This is a genomic window from Sorangium sp. So ce1335 (assembly GCF_051521615.1).
Lineage (GTDB): Bacteria > Myxococcota_A > Polyangia > Polyangiales > Polyangiaceae > Sorangium.
Genome location: NZ_CP150363.1, coordinates 2,318,822 through 2,334,201, shown reverse-complemented (window position 1 = coordinate 2,334,201; position 15,380 = coordinate 2,318,822). Strand labels below are relative to the sequence as shown.

At 71.8% G+C, this 15,380-nt stretch carries 16 protein-coding genes; 4 read left to right on the top strand and 12 right to left on the bottom strand.

Annotated features, from left to right (window positions below; all coding sequences use genetic code 11):
* Window positions 1-21: 21 nt before the first annotated feature.
* The 8 genes from WMF24_RS08645 to WMF24_RS08610 form a co-directional block, all read right to left on the bottom strand.
* Window positions 22-1,695 (bottom strand): response regulator, encoded by a 1,674-nt coding sequence (locus WMF24_RS08645; protein WP_437735899.1) that lies wholly within the window; start codon window positions 1,693-1,695, stop codon window positions 22-24.
* Window positions 1,696-1,768: 73 nt separating this feature from the next.
* A complete protein-coding gene (tgt, locus tag WMF24_RS08640) occupies window positions 1,769-2,890 on the bottom strand; it encodes a tRNA guanosine(34) transglycosylase Tgt (protein WP_437735898.1) in 1,122 nt (373 codons plus the stop codon).
* Window positions 2,887-4,005 carry a tRNA preQ1(34) S-adenosylmethionine ribosyltransferase-isomerase QueA gene (gene queA, locus WMF24_RS08635; protein WP_437735897.1) on the bottom strand — a complete coding sequence of 373 codons (1,119 nt, stop codon included), beginning with the start codon at window positions 4,003-4,005 and terminating at the stop codon, window positions 2,887-2,889. The genes tgt and queA overlap by 4 nt, the downstream gene beginning before the upstream one ends.
* 9 nt (window positions 4,006-4,014) lie before the next feature.
* The gene (locus WMF24_RS08630) at window positions 4,015-4,422 is read right to left on the bottom strand and encodes a response regulator (RefSeq protein WP_437735896.1); all 408 of its coding nucleotides are present in this window, start codon (window positions 4,420-4,422) and stop codon (window positions 4,015-4,017) included.
* Between the two features lie 429 nt (window positions 4,423-4,851).
* Window positions 4,852-6,207, bottom strand: a complete 1,356-nt coding sequence (locus WMF24_RS08625) for a sigma-54-dependent transcriptional regulator (RefSeq protein WP_437735895.1) — start codon at window positions 6,205-6,207, stop codon at window positions 4,852-4,854.
* A 223-nt stretch (window positions 6,208-6,430) separates the two neighbouring features.
* Entirely contained in the window at window positions 6,431-6,901 is a 471-nt protein-coding gene (gene bfr, locus WMF24_RS08620; RefSeq protein ID WP_437735894.1) for a bacterioferritin, read from the bottom strand.
* A gap of 193 nt (window positions 6,902-7,094) precedes the next feature.
* Window positions 7,095-7,307 (bottom strand): (2Fe-2S)-binding protein, encoded by a 213-nt coding sequence (locus WMF24_RS08615; protein ID WP_437735893.1) that lies wholly within the window; start codon window positions 7,305-7,307, stop codon window positions 7,095-7,097.
* A 245-nt stretch (window positions 7,308-7,552) separates the two neighbouring features.
* A complete protein-coding gene (locus tag WMF24_RS08610) occupies window positions 7,553-8,317 on the bottom strand; it encodes an SDR family oxidoreductase (RefSeq protein ID WP_437735892.1) in 765 nt (254 codons plus the stop codon).
* A gap of 154 nt (window positions 8,318-8,471) precedes the next feature.
* Between WMF24_RS08610 and WMF24_RS08605 the strand changes: the two genes are divergently transcribed.
* Complete coding sequence (locus tag WMF24_RS08605; protein ID WP_437735891.1) at window positions 8,472-8,894, top strand: hypothetical protein; 423 nt, start codon at window positions 8,472-8,474, stop codon at window positions 8,892-8,894.
* Window positions 8,895-8,925: 31 nt separating this feature from the next.
* Here the strand turns inward: WMF24_RS08605 and WMF24_RS08600 are convergent, their stop codons facing one another.
* The 3 genes from WMF24_RS08600 to WMF24_RS08590 form a co-directional block, all read right to left on the bottom strand.
* Window positions 8,926-9,594 carry a sigma-70 family RNA polymerase sigma factor gene (locus tag WMF24_RS08600; protein ID WP_437735890.1) on the bottom strand — a complete coding sequence of 223 codons (669 nt, stop codon included), beginning with the start codon at window positions 9,592-9,594 and terminating at the stop codon, window positions 8,926-8,928.
* A gap of 2 nt (window positions 9,595-9,596) precedes the next feature.
* Entirely contained in the window at window positions 9,597-9,839 is a 243-nt protein-coding gene (locus tag WMF24_RS08595; RefSeq protein ID WP_437735889.1) for a hypothetical protein, read from the bottom strand.
* A gap of 77 nt (window positions 9,840-9,916) precedes the next feature.
* The gene (locus WMF24_RS08590) at window positions 9,917-10,411 is read right to left on the bottom strand and encodes a hypothetical protein (protein WP_437735888.1); all 495 of its coding nucleotides are present in this window, start codon (window positions 10,409-10,411) and stop codon (window positions 9,917-9,919) included.
* Between the two features lie 260 nt (window positions 10,412-10,671).
* Here WMF24_RS08590 and ftsH point away from each other — a divergent pair, with 260 nt between their 5' ends.
* On the top strand, window positions 10,672-12,492 hold the full coding sequence (gene ftsH, locus WMF24_RS08585) for an ATP-dependent zinc metalloprotease FtsH (RefSeq protein ID WP_437735887.1): 1,821 nt from the start codon (window positions 10,672-10,674) through the stop codon (window positions 12,490-12,492).
* Between the two features lie 54 nt (window positions 12,493-12,546).
* Here the strand turns inward: ftsH and lepB are convergent, their stop codons facing one another.
* Window positions 12,547-13,281, bottom strand: coding sequence for a signal peptidase I (gene lepB / locus WMF24_RS08580; protein WP_437735886.1), 735 nt, complete (start codon window positions 13,279-13,281; stop codon window positions 12,547-12,549).
* 47 nt (window positions 13,282-13,328) lie between these two features.
* Between lepB and WMF24_RS08575 the strand changes: the two genes are divergently transcribed.
* Window positions 13,329-14,174, top strand: a complete 846-nt coding sequence (locus tag WMF24_RS08575; protein ID WP_437735885.1) for a shikimate dehydrogenase — start codon at window positions 13,329-13,331, stop codon at window positions 14,172-14,174.
* Between the two features lie 142 nt (window positions 14,175-14,316).
* The gene (locus tag WMF24_RS08570; RefSeq protein ID WP_437735884.1) at window positions 14,317-15,360 is read left to right on the top strand and encodes an arginine N-succinyltransferase; all 1,044 of its coding nucleotides are present in this window, start codon (window positions 14,317-14,319) and stop codon (window positions 15,358-15,360) included.
* The last annotated feature ends 20 nt before the right edge of the window (window positions 15,361-15,380 follow it).

Below are 15,380 nucleotides of genomic sequence, written 5' to 3'. Positions count from 1 at the left end.
AAACGACATGGGGTAGGCGCGTCAGAGCAACCCGAGCAGGTGCTCCTTGATGGATTGCCGCGTCGGGTCATCGGGCGCGACGCCGAGCGCGCGCTCCCACGTCTCGATCGCTTTGTTGCGGAACCCGGCCTTCTGGTACAGCACGGCTAGGTTTTTCAAGGCCGGGAAGTGCTTGCCGTTGATGTGCAGGGCGGTCTCCAGCTCCTGGATCGCGTCGTAGAGCTGTCCCTGCTTGCCGTAGAGAAGACCGAGGTGGAAGTGCAGCCGGTACGCGAGCGGATCGATCGCGGTGCCCTCGCGCAGGTGCCGCACGGCCTTGTCGAAATCACCCGCGCGGTACGCCGCGATCCCCGCGGCGAGGAGGCGTTCCGCCTCGGCCGAGATCCGGTCCTGATCGCCGCGGATCGAGCGCGCCTGGAGCGCGTTCTCCACGGCGGCGACGACGTCCGCGACGCGGAAGGGCTTCTCGATGTAGGCCTCGACGCCGTAGCTCGACTTGAGGTCCTCGGCGAACCGCCACCCGCGGTACACGGCCGAGATCATGATGATCGGAATGTGGCCGTAGCGCTGCGTGCCCTTCATGCGGCGGGCGATGTCGAAGCCGTGCACCTCCGGCAGCATGGCGTCGAGGATCATCACGTCGGGCGGATGCTCCTTGACCATGCGCAGGGCGAGGAGCCCGCGGTCGGCCTCCTCGACGCGGTACCCGCGCTCCTCGAAGATGCGGCGGAGCAGCTTCCGGATCTCCGGCTCGTCGTCGACGACGAGGATCGTCGTCTGATCGCCCTGCGGCGCCTTGCCTGAGGCGGGGAGCCCTTCGACGACGGACAGATCGCGGTCGGCGGTGCCGAAGTCGGTGTCCGTGAGCTCGTCGGCCGCCGCCGCCCTCCGCATGGCGTCGTCGACGACGAGCGGCGGGCCCGCCGAGGACATGCGCGCCGGCGACGGGGCCGCCGCGGGCGGGCTCGGCTCGTCGGAGAGATCGGCGAACGAGATCTCCGCGTCGTCGCGCGGGCGCTCCGGCGCGGGTCGCGCCGGCGGGGCGGCGCTCGGGGCGGGCGGAGCAGGCGCGGCAGGCGCCTGGGCCACCGTCGACGGAGGCACGGCGGACGGAGGCCGGCGCGCGGGTTGCGCAGCGGCGGGCGCCGGCGCGGGCGGCGCCTCGGTCGCCGACGAGGCGGCGGCGCCGAGCCCGGCCCGCTTCAGCACCTCGGGCGGGCACTTCGCGCCGACGTAGAACGGCTCGCCCTGCTCCTTCATGTCGTAGGCGGCCGCGATCGTCCGCACGAGGGGGCCCGCGAGCGCGATGTACGGGAAGACGCGCTTGCCGGTCACGAACTCGAGCTCGTCGATCACCTTCTTGTCGGCCGGCGCGGCCATGGCAACGAGGATGCGGTCCTCGCGCACGAGCACGGGCAAGAGCTTGTGCTTCGCGGCGATCTCGCGGGGCAGGATCGAGAGGTCGCTCAGCTTGATGCAGACCTGGTTGAGGTCGATGCCAGGAACGCCGCTCTGCTCGGAGAGGGCCTTCAGCGCAGCGACCTCGGAGACGGTGCCGCTCTCGATGAGGTTCGTGGCGAGGGGGACCCCCTTCGCGCGCGCCTCGAGGAGGGCCTGTTCGAGCTGGGGCTGGGTGACCGCCCGTTGCTGCAGGAGGATGCGTCCGAGCGGCTTCTTGTTGGCGTCTTGCGTCATTCCGCGGGCCGAGTCCGAAGGCTAACGGACGAGGAATGCGCGGGCAAGCACGCGCCGTGGCGACGATGTAGGGTCACTCGCTCGCGTCGGGCGCGGCGAGCCACGCGCGGGCGAACGCCGCGTACCGCCCCTCGGCGATGGCCGCGCGCGCCTCGCGCATGAGGCGGCCGTACAGGTGGAGGTTGTGCTCCGTGAACAGGCGCAGCACGAGGATCTCGCCCGCCATGTAGAGGTGCCTCAGGTACGCGCGGCTGTAGCCCCCCGCGCAGGTCGGGCAGGTGCACGTCGGGTCGAGCGGCGACCGGTCGTCCTTGTAGCGCGCCTGCTTGATGACGATCTTCCCGCGCTGCGTGAGCGCCTGCCCGTTGCGGGCGTTCCGGGTGGGGAGCACGCAGTCGAACATGTCGACGCCGGCGCCGATCGCGTGGACGAGGTCGAGCGGCGTGCCCACGCCCATGAGGTAGCGGGGGCGCGCCGGGTCGAGGCGCGGCGCGATCTGCGCGACGACCTCGTGCATCATCGCGATCGGCTCGCCCACGGAGAAGCCGCCCAGGGCGAGCCCGTCGAACGGCATGGCGCCGAGCTCGTCGGCGTGCGCCGTGCGCAGGGCGACCGAGGTGCCGCCCTGCACGATGCCGAAGAGCGCCTGGGTGGGGCGCTTGGCGGCGAGGCAGCGCTTGCCCCAGCGCGTCGTCAGGCGGCACGCCTCCTCGACCTCCGGGAGCGGCGCGCCGCCGGGGGGGCACACGTCGAGCTGCATCGCGATGTCGGCCCCGAGCAGCCCCTGCACCTCCATCGCGACCTCGGGCGTGAGCGCCTTGCGCGCGCCGTCGAGGTGCGACCGGAACACGAAGCCGTCCTCGACGAGCGTGCGCCGCTCGGCGAGCGAGAAGGCCTGGAAGCCCCCGGAGTCCGTGAGCATCGCGTGCGGCCACCGCGAGAACGCGTGCAGGCCGCCGAGCTGCGCGACGAGCTCGGGCCCCGGGCGGAGCCACAGGTGGTACGTGTTGCCGAGGACGATCCTCGCGCCGGTCGCGGCCACCTCGGCGGGGGTCAGCGTCTTCACGCTGCCCTGGGTGCCGACCGGCATGAACGTCGGCGTCGGGACCTCGCCGTGCGGCGTGACGAGCACGCCCGTGCGGGCATGACCGTCCCGCGCGAGCTCGGAGAACGAGAAACCAGGCGTACGGCTCATGGCGCGCTCGCCCCGCGGATCAGCATGGCATCACCGTACGAATAGAATCGGTAGCCGGCGTCGATCGCCGCGCGGTACGCGAGCAGCGTGCGCTCGCGTCCGGCGAAGGCGAACACCAGCGCGAGCAGCGTGGAGCGCGGCAGGTGGAAATTCGTCAGCAGCGCGTCGACGACGCGGAACCGGTAGCCGGGCTGGATCAGGAGGCGCGTCTCCCCGGACTGCGCGCGCACGAGGCCGGCGCGCGCAGGGTCGGCGGCGGTCTCGAGCGCGCGCACCACGGTGGTGCCGACCGCGACGATCGGCGCGCCGCGGTCGCGGGCCCGCGCGACCGCGGCCGCGGTCGCCTCGGGGACCGAGTAGACCTCGGCGTGCATCGGGTGCGCATCGAGGTCGTCGACCGTGACCGGCTGGAACGTGCCGAGCCCGACGTGGAGCGTGACGCTCGCGATCTCGACCCCGTTCGCGCGGAGCCGCTCGACCAGGGCGGGCGAGAGGTGGAGGCCCGCCGTGGGCGCGGCGACGGCGCCCGGGACGCGCGCGAAGATGGTCTGGTACCGCTCCCGGTCCGACGCGTCGTCGCCGCGACCGAGATACGGAGGGAGCGGGATGTGCCCGTACGCGTCGATCGCTGCGGCGACGGACAGCCCTGCGGGCGAGGAGAGCCGCACCGTGAGCACGCCGTCCTCCGCGCGCTCCAGGACCTCGGCGACGAGCGCCCCGTCGCGCTCCAGATCGAGCACGGCGCCCGGGCGGATCGGCTTCGACGCGCGGCCCATCGCCCGCCAGCGCTCGGGGCGCGCCGCGCCCTCGGGCGGAGGGCCGGCGAGGTCGTCCCCGCCGGCCGGCGCCTCGTCCAGCCGGTGCAGCAGGAAGAGCTCCACCTGCCCGCCCGTGCCGCGCTTCTTGCCGAACAGGCGCGCGGGGACGACCCTCGTGTCGTTGACGACGACGAGCGCGCCGCGCTCGATGTACCGGTCGAGCTCGCGGATCGCGGCGTGCGCGACCTCGCCGGCGCCGCGATCGACGAGGAGGAGCCTCGCGCCGTCCCGCTCCTCGGGGGGACGCGACGCGATGAGCGCTTCAGGGAGTTCGTAGTCGAGCAGCTCGCAGCGCACGCCGCGCTACTAGCACGACGCGGGCGTGAGCACGCTCGTCTTGGCGCGCAGGAAACGACAGATCTCGCCCACCTTGTAAGGCTTGGGGACGAAGGCCACGGCGCCGCAGTCGGCGCGCTCGACCTGGCGCGCGGAGAGGTGATACGGGCTGGAAAGCACGACCCGCACCCTCGGGAAGGCCTGCCGGATGTGCCGGGCCAGCTCGAGGCCGTTCAGGTCCGGCATCATCAGGTCGATCATCGCGACGTCGATCGGAGACGAGCCGAGGATGCGCAGCGCGTCCTGGAACGATGCGGCGAACGCGACCTCGAACCCCTCGACGCTCAGCCCAGCCGAAAGAGCGCGACGCTGGGAATTCTCATCGTCCACGATCAGCATGCGGGCCATTAAGCGTCCTCCTGCGGCGTGCGCCGCCATCTATTACGCCTACCTGGTTAGCAATCACCGGGCCAAGTTACCGAATCCTCGGCTTGCGGTTTCCGACGCCGGAGTGAAACAGATGAACACAGTCTACATCAGGCGCCGCATTGCACTAAGGCAAAACCCGACACCCGTCCATTGCAAGGGTGCAATTCATCGTGGGGTAGCTGCCCTGAATTGCGGCTGAGTCAGGTGGTTTGCTCTGTCCGGCCGTGCGTGCCGGATGAACCCGGTCGATGGTTCGTTGCTGAGCCTGGTGGGCAGCAAGGTGCTCGTCCGATGGAGCACCGGACCGCTGAGCATGCTCCTTCGCGCTTGCTGTACCCGGCGGGTACGCGCCGTCGAGGTGGGCTGACGGGCACGCCAGGCTGCCCGGCGGGGACGTCCGCCGGGCGGAGCAGGCTGCCCGGTGAGCGGAGAGCCGGCTCAGCCCGGCGGGTACGTGATCGCCAGGCGGGTCATCTTGCGCCACAGGGTCGTCGCGCTGATCCCGAGCACCTCGGCGGCGCGCTCCCGGCTGCCGTCGCACTCGCGCAGGGCGACCTCGATGGCCTGGCGCTCGGCGCAGTCGACGACATCCGCGAGCAGCCGGCTGCCGCCCTCGGGCGGCCGCTTCGGCTGGACCGCGGCGGGCAGCACGTCGTCGACGCTGATGACGCCGCCGCCCGAGAGGGCCACCGCCTGCTCCACCATGTTCTCGAGCTCGCGGATGTTCCCCGGGAAGTCGTACTGCGTCAGCGCCTCGACGACGCCGTCGCCGGCGCGGGCGCGGCAGGCCATCTTGCGGTTGTACTTCTCCAGGAAGAACTCCCAGAGGATCGGGACGTCCTCGCGCCGCGAGCGCAGCGGCGGGAGCACGAAGCGCGCGACGTTCAGCCGGTAGTAGAGGTCCTGGCGGAAGCGCTTCTCCGCGACCGCGGTCAGGAGCTCCTGGTTCGTCGCGGCGATGATGCGCACGTCGACGCGGATCGGCTTGTTCTCGCCGACCCGGCGGATCTCGTTCTCCTGGATCGCCCGGAGGAGCTTCGCCTGGAAGGTGAGCGGGGTCTCGGCGATCTCGTCGAAGAAGAACGTGCCGCCGTCGGCCTCCTCGAACAGCCCCTTCCGCGCCGAGATCGCGCCCGTGAACGAGCCGCGCGCGTGGCCGAACAGCTCGCTCTCGAGGAGCGTCTCGCTGATCGCGGCGCAGTTCACCGGCACGAACGGGCGGTCCGCGCGCTTGCTGTTGGCGTGGATGGCCTTGGCGACCAGCTCCTTGCCGGTGCCGCTCTCGCCCGTGATGAGCACCGTCGCGTCGGTGGGGGCGACCTTCACGATGCGGCCCAGCACCTCGCGGACCGCCTGCGAGCGGCCGACGATGTTCTCGAACCGGTAGCGCTCCTTGAACTCGCTGGCGAGGAGCTGCACCTCCCCGGTGAGCTTGCGGTTCTGGATCGCGCGCTCCACCTTCACGAGGAGCTCCTGCTCCGAGAACGGCTTCTGGATGTAGTCGAAGGCGCCGAGGCGCATCGCCTCGACCGCGCTCTCGATGGTGCCGTACGCGGTCATCACGATGACCTCGGTGTTCGCGTTCGACTCCTTCACCGCGCGCAGCACGCCGATGCCGTCGAAGCCGCCCATCCGCAGGTCGGTGAGCACGACGTCGTACGCGCCCTTGGCGCCCAGGTCGGCCCCCTGGCTGCCGTCCGCCGCTTCATCGACCTCGTACCCGGCGCCACGCAGCATCATCGCGAGCGTGGTCCGCATGTTCCGCTGGTCATCGACGACAAGAATCTTCGACATGGATTTCCCCCGCCGCCCTCACCCCCGGGTGGAATCCCCCGGGTGGAGTGAGAGCGGCGCGACGATCACGACCGACGCGCGCCGAGCTGGCGCAACACCGCGCGAGCGCGGTCGTCCGCGGCGTCTTGGACATGCGTCCAGCGTATCGTACGTCAACCACAGCCCCCGCCGCCAGGAGGCACGCGGCGCGTGCGGCCGGAGCGAGGGCGAGCCCTACCCTGCCCTACTCGCGGATCTGCTGGGACAGGTAGGCTGTCTCTCCAAGCTTCTCGATCAGCCCGATTTGCGTCTCGAGCCAGTCGATGTGGTCCTCCTCGGACTCGAGGATCCTGGCCAGCAGCTCCTCGGTCGTGCGATCTCCCTTGTCGCGGCAGAGGGCGATCGCCGTGTTGAGCCGCTTGACCGCGTGGTACTCGAGCTCGAGGTCACTCTTGAGCTGCTCCGGCACGGTCTGTCCGATGTGGAGCGTGTCCAGGCGCTGGAGGTTCGGCAGCCCTTCGAGGAAGAGGATGCGATCGATGATCGCGTCGGCGTGCTTCATCTCGTCGATCGACTCGGCGCGGCTGTGCGCGGCGAGGGTGACGAACCCCCAGTTCTCGCACATCTTCGCGTGCAGGAAGTACTGGTTGATCGCGACGAGCTCTCCCGCGAGCACCTCGTTCAACGCGTCGACGATATCTTTCGCACCCTTCATCGCACCCTCTCGCGCTCGTGCCTCTCGTGCTCGCCTCGCCTCTCGGGGGCAAGGGGACGCCGGCTGGAGCGCCGGCGCCCAGGTCAAATGCGCGAGGTCGACGGAGGTGTGCAAGAAATTTCGAAGGAAACGCGCGCCGACACCGGCTGCCTCACCGAGGAAACCGGGGCGATACGGGGCAACCGGCGGAGAATCAGGCCGCGCTGGAGACCGGCGCCATCGTCAGGCGGCGCGGCGGGGGAGCGGCCTCACCATCGCCGACGAGCTTGGCGATGGTCGGCTGGCAGGAGCCGCACCGCGTGCCGGCGCCCGTGCACTCCATCACCTCCGAAACGGAGCAGGCCCCCTCGTTCATCGCTTCGCGAATCTCTCGGTCACAGACGCCCATGCAAAGGCAGACGTACATGCAGACCCCCGGCTACGTTGACGGCTAGGATTGATATTGAACATAGCTTTCAATATCGGCGCGTCAAGCACGAACGTCGTGCGGACGGATCACCAGGCCGCCTCGTGGTCAGGGCCGCGCTCGGATCGAGCGCGCGGGCGGCGGGAGAGCCGGGCCGGAGGCGCGGGCAGCGGGAGAGCCGGGCCGGAGGCGCGGGCGGCGGGAGAGCCGGGCTGGAGGCGTGGGCCGCGGGAGCGTCGGCGGCGTCACATCGTGAGGCCGCCGTCGACGTCGATGCAGCGGCCGTTGAAGTACTCGCACTCGATCACGAAGCGCACGGCCTGCCAGATGTCCTCGGGCACGCCGATGCGGCCGACGGGGATCATCGCGACCAGGGCGTCGCGGGCCTTCTGGTTCATGCCCTGGGTCATGGGCGTCTCGATCATCCCGGGCGCGACGGCGCCGACCCGGATGCCGAACGGCGCGAACTCGAGGGCCCAGGTCTTCGTGTTCGCCGCGAGCGCGCTCTTCGCGGCGGTGTAGTTCGACTGGCCGCGGTTGCCGTGGCGCGCGATGGAGCTGATGTTGACGACGACGCCCTTCTGCTCGGTCTCGACCATCCTGGCGACGACCTCGCGGACCATGAGCGTGGCGCCCGTCAGGTTGACGTCGATGACCGCCTGCCACTGCGCGGCGCTCAGCTTGACGACCGCCCCCGTCTGGCGGTCCTTCTTGACGAGCAGGCCGTCGCGCAGGATGCCGGCGTTGTTCACGAGGCCGTTCAGGCCGCCCATCGCCTCGTGCGCGAAGCGGACGAACGCCTCGACCTCCGCCTCCACCGCCACGTTGAGCGGACGCGCGTGGACCTTCCCGGGGAGCCCCCGGCTGGCCTCGACGAGCGACGCGAGCCCCTCCTCGTTCACGTCGCCGGCGGCGACCTGGCCCCCGAGCTCCGCGAGCCGCAGCGCAACGTGGCGACCCAGCCCCTGGGCGGCGCCTGTGACGACAATCCTCGTGTCCTCGAGTCGCATGATCGCATTCCTCCAGGGATCGCTCCCGACCGCTGTCTCGACGGCGCCGTCTACCACGAGGCAGCGCGGCGGCGGGAGGCGTTGCGGGGCGCGGAGATCCGCGCCGCCGCGGCGAGACGCTTGCGCCGGTGCGCAGCGATGTTATTCAGCGCCCATGAGGTCGATCGCGCTCGCCGTCGCCGTGTGCGCCGGCACCCTGACGCTCGCGCCGGCCTGCAACCGCGCGCCCCCAGTCCCCGAAGCCTCGGATCCGACGGGCAAGGATCTCGTCGTCGGCGCGGTGGTCGCGGCCGCCGAGAAGAACGGAGGGATCCGGCTCTACAAGATCGTCGAGGTGGAGGACCTGCCCCCGCCGTTCGGACGCGACCTGCACATGATCGCCTACGATCCCAAGGTGCAGACCTTCCAGGAAGCCGCGGAGCTCCGCCGCAAGGGGGAGATGGCCGTCGCGAAGGACCACATGACGGTCCGCCTGGTGAACTTCCTGCCGCGCGACCACCGGGTGATCAGCACCGAGCCGGTCAGCGACGAGGAGCGGGCCCCCTACCTCCGCTCGGTCCAGAGCCGGCAGCGCTGACCGCCCCGGGACGTGGGCGCGGGCGGCGCTCTCAGCGCGCCGCGCGGAGCCGCTCGCCCAGCCGCTCGATGGCCTGGCTGTGCAGCCGGCTCGCCCAGCTCTTGCTGATCCCGAGATCCTGCGCGATGTGGTCGAACCGCTCGCCGTCGAAGTAGTGGCGCTCGACGAGGGTGCGCTCGCGCTCGGGGAGATCTCGGACGGCGTCGCGCACGGCCTGCGCGAGCTCGGCGCGCGAGGCAGACTCCTCGGGGGTCTCCGCTGCGTCGGGGACCGCGGCGACGTCGCCGTGAGCCGAGACCAGCCCGAGCGCCATCGCGGCCGCGTGCCCGGCCAGGAGGCCGCTGAGCCGCGCGGCGTAGGCCTCCTGCGTGGCAGGCGCGTCGGCGTCGTCGTCCGCGCCGCGCCCCTCCGCGAACCGCGCTGACGCGGCGAGCGCGCTCGCGCGCGCGGCCGCGGAGCGCCAGCGCGTCTCCCGCCGGATGCCGTCGAAGATCGCCCACCGGATCTTCCGCTTGGCGTACGCCTCGAACGTCGACCGGCTCGGGTCGTACGTCCGCGCCACCTCGATCAGCGCCGGGTGCCCGAGCGCGACGAGGTCCTCGACCGGGATGCGGCGACCCAGGCGGCGCGCGATGCGCTTCGCGACCAGGTGGAGAAGGTGCAGCCCCTCGGCGACCAGCCGGTCTTCCGGAGCGCGCATCGCTATCCCGCCTTGGCGCGCCCCGCGGCGCCGAGCACCCCGAACGCCCGCTCGCCGCTCTCGTCGACCTCGCGCGGGTGCGCTCGCCGGAGCAGGCGGCTCGCCTCCTCGTCGTGCAGCAAGACCTCCGCGAGCTGCTCGCGCATCCACGCGACCTCGTGCGCCGGCAGGCGGCCCACGTAAGGCGCCACGGCGGCGTCGACCTGAGCGGCGATCCAGGGGTCATCGAGGAGCGAGGCGTCCATGGCTGACGGCCATTATATCTGCGCCGGGCGCGCCGTCATCCGGCGCGCATCCGGGCATGCGCCGGGCTGCGGGGGCGTCAGCTGGCCGGCGGCGACCCGTTGAGGCACGCCTCGAACGCCTTCACGGTCCGCGCGTCGAACGCGCACTTGAGCGACCTCGGATCGACGTGCTTGCCGACGTTCTGCTCGCACATCTGCGAGTACTGCTCGCCCAGCTTGGCCGCGACAGCGTCGATCCTCTTCTCGGTCTCGCCGCGCTGCTCCGCCGTGAGCTTGGCGCTCAGCGCCGCGACCTGCTCCGTGCGCGTGAGCACCGTGAGCTGCTTGCCGAGCTCCACGCAGTCGCCGCGCATGAGCGCATAGTCGTCGGGCACGGAGTCGTCGCGCCGCGGCGCCGCGGGCGTCGCCTCGGCGGGCTCCGCTGCCGGCGCCTCGGCGGGAACGGCGGCCTCGGGCGCGGGCTCCGCGCGCGGCGCGGGCTCCTCCACCGGCGCGGGCTCGGGCTGCTCGGCAGGCGGCGGCGGAGCGCCGGCGCACCCGAGCAGCAACATCGATACAGGACCCGTGATCAAGACAAGAGCTCTCCCCATGTGACGAGAATTGATCGGTTGGCGCCGCGCGTCCATGCCGCGCCGGACGCGCTCGGCGCTGTGAAGCCGTGCTGTGAAGCTGTGAAGAGGAGCGAACGTCGCCTGCTCTCCGGCTCGGTGGGCTCGGATTGCCTCGGAGATGCACGGACCGCCTTGGCAGGCTCCGTGCCTCCGTGCAGGGCAAACGGGGGCGGCAGGCCGGGCGTGCCGGCGAAGTCGCCTGTCCGCGCGGAGGCCGGCGCATGCGGTCGCTCTGGATTGTTCTCGTCCTGGTGCTCGGCTCGGCGCTGCTGCTTCAGGTGGTGGCGGCGCTCGATAGCCGCATTCCCTACGCGCGTTTTCGCTCGCTCGCGGAGAGCGGAGAGCTCGCCGAGGTCGAGATCCGGGGCGACGTGTACGTCGGGCGGACGGCGCCCGGCCCGAGCGCGCAGGCGCAGCGGAGCTACCGCACGGGGCGCATCGAGCAGACCGAGAAGGATCTGCTCGCCGGCCTCGACCGGCGCGGGATCCCGTACACGCGCGTCGCGGACGAGCGAGGGCTCTTGCGGCACCTCTGGCTGGTGCTGCCGCTCGCCGGCCTGGTCGCGCTGATCCACCTCGCGTCGCGCCGGACGACGGCGACGGGGAACGTCCCGACCGCCGCGACGACGTTCGGCAAGAACAGGGCGCGGCTCTACGAGGAGCGAGGGTCGACGGCGACGTTCCGCGACGTCGCGGGCAGCGCCGAGGCGAAGGCCGAGCTCGGCGAGGTCGTCGACTTCCTCAAGGCGCCCGAGCGCTACGAGAAGCTCGGCGGCCGGATGCCGAGGGGGGTGCTGCTCGTGGGCCCGCCCGGTACGGGCAAGACGTTGCTCGCGCGGGCGATCGCGGGAGAGGCGAGCGTCCCCTTCTTCAGCGCGTGCGGGTCGGAGTTCGTGGAGATGTTCGTCGGCGTCGGCGCCGCGCGCGTCCGCGATCTCTTCGCCCAGGCGCGCGAGCGGGGGCCGTGCATCGTGTTCATCGACGAGCTCGACGCCGTCGGCAAGGCCCGGGGGCTGGGCGGCTCGGTCGGCGGCCACGACGAGCGCGAGCAGACGCTGAATCAGCTCCTGACCGAGATGGACGGGTTCGACCCGCGCGCCGCCATGATCGTGATCGCCGCGACGAACCGCCCCGAGATCCTCGACCCGGCGCTGCTCAGGGCGGGGCGGTTCGACCGCCGGGTGCACGTCGACAGGCCCGATCTGGCCGAGCGGCGGGAGATCCTCGCGGTGCACGCGTGCAAGGTGGTCCTCGATCAAGACGTGGATCTCGACGCCATGGCGTCGCAGACCGCCGGGCTCGTCGGGGCCGATCTCGCGAACATCGTCAACGAGGCGGCGCTGCTCGCGGCGCGGCGCCGGGCGGGCGCGGTGGGGCAGCGCGACCTGGAGGCCGCGATCGAGCGCGGGATCGCGGGGCTCGAGCGGCGCGGGAGGCGGCTCGGGGCCCGCGAGAAGCGCGTGGTCGCCTACCACGAGGTGGGGCACGCGCTGGCGGCCACGCTGCTGCCCACGCAGGACCCGGTGCACAAGGTGTCCGTCGTGCCGCGCGGGCCGGGGGCGCTCGGGTACACGATGCAGCAGCCGCGCGAGGACCGTTACCTGTGGAGCCGGCAGGAGATCCTCGACCGCCTTGTCGTGCTGCTCGGGGGGCGCGTCGCCGAGGAAGAGGCCGTCGGGGACGTGTCGACCGGCGCGCAGGACGATCTGATGAACGCGACGGAGCTCGCGCGGCGCATGGTGCGCGAGCTCGGGATGGGCCACGGGGTGGGGCTCTCGGCGCTGGATCCGCGCCGGCCGATGTCGTTCCTCGACGAGGCGCGGGGCTCGCCGGCCGGCGGGGGGGCGCGGGAGTGCAGCGACGCGACGGCGCGCGAGGTCGACGCGGAGGTCGCGCGGATCCTCGCGGACGCGGAGGCGCGGGCGCGGGCGATGATCCACGCGCGCCGCGCGACGCTCGAGCGCATCGCCGCCCGGCTGTACGAGGTGGAGACGCTGAGCGGCGACGAGCTCAGGGCGATGATGGCGACCGGCGAGGCGTAGCGCGGGCGGACGCCTGGTCCATGCTCCGCGGGGCCACGCTCCGCAGGGAGCGAGTCAGTCGACGCTCAGCAGGGAGCGGGACAGATCGAAGCCCGCGCCGTCGTGGTGGTAGACCACGCGGAGCACGCGCCCGCGGAGGAGCTCCCGCGGCACCGCCCCCATCGCCCGGCTGTCGAGCGAGGCGGCGCGGTTGTCGCCCATCACGAAGAGGTGGTCCGCCGGCACGACGACCGGACCGAACGCGGCGAGGTCGGGCTCGCCCGCGGCGTGAGCGACCCCGCCGAGGACCTCCACCCGCGTGCCGTCCTCGCGCTGCTCGATCGGCTGCGCCGCGCCGTCGACGTACAGCACGCCTGCCCGGAGCATCACCGTCTGGCCGGGGAGCGCGATCACCCGCTTGACGAGGAGGGTGGGACCGCCGCGCGGATCCGCGAAGAGGACAACGTCGCCGGCGCGGGGCCCGCTGCGCTCGAGCACGTAGCCATCCAGCAGCGGGACGCGGAGCCCGTAGGCGCTCTTGTCGACGAGGATGCGGTCGCCCGGGGCGATCGTCGGCCACATCGAGCCGGTGGGCACATGGTACTGATCCGCGAGCGTCGAGCGGCCCAGCGTGAGGATCGCGAGCACCGCGACGACCTTGAGGAGGCTCCGCGCGAGCGGGGCGACCGTCCGGTAGGCGCGCCGCGCGAACGCGCGCTCGGATCGGGGGATGAAAAGATCAGCCTCGTCGGGCTGGAGGCACGCTGTCGCGACCTCCGCCGCGGGCGGGGGGGAGCCGGGATCGCTCATCGGCGGCGGGGCTAGCATCCGCGCTCGGGACAGGCCAGCTTCGCCGCATGCACCGCTGTACTTCATCGACTGCACCATTCTCCCAGGCCCTGGGCCGCCTCACACTCTGCGGATCGATCTCGCTTCATCCGGTATCGACAGGGGCCGCGATGCACCTCGCCGGCTACCGGGCGCTGGGGATCGATTTTACCTATATCCCGTTTGCGGTGACCGATGTTGAAGGCGCGACGCGCGGGATGCGGGCGCTCGGAATCCGCGGCCTGGGTGTGTCGATGCCCTACAAGCAGGCGGTAATTCCACTGCTCGACGAGATCGACCCCGTGGCCGCGCGGATCGGCGCGGTCAACACGATCGTCAACGACGGAGGGCGCCTCCGGGGCTACAACACGGACTGGATCGGCGCGGTGCGGGCGCTCGAGGAGGTGACGCAGCTCCGGGGCGCGCGGGTGCTGCTGCTCGGCGCCGGCGGCGCGGCGCGCGCTGTCGCGTTCGGGCTCGCGGAGCGGGGCGCGGCCGTCACGGTCGCCAACCGCGACGTCGAGAAGGCGCGACAGCTCGCCGCGGCGGTCGGCGGGACGGCGGTGCCCCTCGACGGCGCGGCGCTCTCGCGCGACCACGGCATCCTCGTGAACGCCACGTCGCGCGGCATGGCCGAGGTCGCCCCGCGGAGCCCCGTCCCCGAGGAGGCGTTGCGGGAAGATCTGCTGGTCATGGACATCGTGTACAAGCCGATGATCACCGAGCTCGTGGAGTCGGCGCGGCGGCGCGGGGCGACCGCCGTCCATGGCGGGAGGATGCTCCTGCACCAGGCGGCGGAGCAGTTCCGGCTGTACACGGGGCGGGAGCCGCCGCTCGACGCCATGGACGAGGCGCTGCGCGCTCAGCTCGGCTGAAGCGCGCCGCCTGCGGGCCGGCGCCGCGCTGTCGAGCCATCCACCGTCGGCCGGACGGCGCGCGGAGATCTCGGCTGTACGCCGCGCGCCGCCGCCTCCGGAGCAATGGCGAACGGCGAGCGCCACGCGTAGGCTTCCGCCGATGATCTCGTTCGAGATACGCGCAGCCGTGACCGGCGACGAGGAGCAGCTCCTCGATGTCGCGCGCCACCTGAACTCGGTGAACCTGCCGAACAACCGTGACGCAATCCACGAGATCGTCGCCGAGAGCCACAGGAGCTTCAGCGGGGCGATCCAGGACCCGCGCCTCCGCCAGTACGTCTTCGTGCTCGTCGACCTGACGAAGGGCGGCAAAGGGAAGATCATCGGGACGTCGATGATCATCGCGCAGCTCGGGCGGCGCGGCGTGCCGTACATCTACTTCGACGTGCTCGACGAGGAGAGGTACTCGGCCACGATCGACAAGCACTTCCATCACACCGTGCTGCGCATCGGCTATTCGTACAACGGCCCCACCGAGATCGGCGGACTCGTGCTCATGCCGGACTACCGGCAAGGGCCCGAGCGGCTCGGCACGATGATCTCCTATGTTCGCTTCCTCTACATGGCGGCGCGCCCCGAGCTCTTCCAGGAAGAGATCCTCGCCGAGCTGATGCCCCCGCTCGAGCCGGACGGGACAAGCCACCTCTGGGAGGCGCTCGGGCGCAAGTTCATCGACATGAGCTATGCCGAGGCAGACCTCCTCTCCAAGAAGAACAAGGAGTTCATCAGGGGCCTCTTCCCGGAGGGGACCATCTACGCCACGCTGCTGCCCGAGGACGCGCAGCGCGTGATCGGAAAGGTGGGCGCGCAGACCCGAGGGGTGGAGAAGCTCCTGCGCCGCATCGGCTTCCGCTACGCCCACAGGGTCGATCCGTTCGACGGAGGGCCGCACTTCACCGCCCGCATGGACGAGATCTCGCTCGTGAGCGATACGCGGCGGGCAAAGGCGGGCCGCCCGTTCGCGCCGGGGCCGTCCGACCCGAAGGGCATCGTCGCGCTCGAGCGCCCCGACGCCCCCTACTTCCGCGCGGTCACCGCGAGCTTCCGCGACGAGGGACCGCGCGGCCTCGCGATCGCCGAGGACGCCTGGGAGCACCTCGGTATCCAGCCGCTCGCGCCGATCTGGGTCCTGCCCATGCCGTGACCTGGGTCGGTACGCCCGCG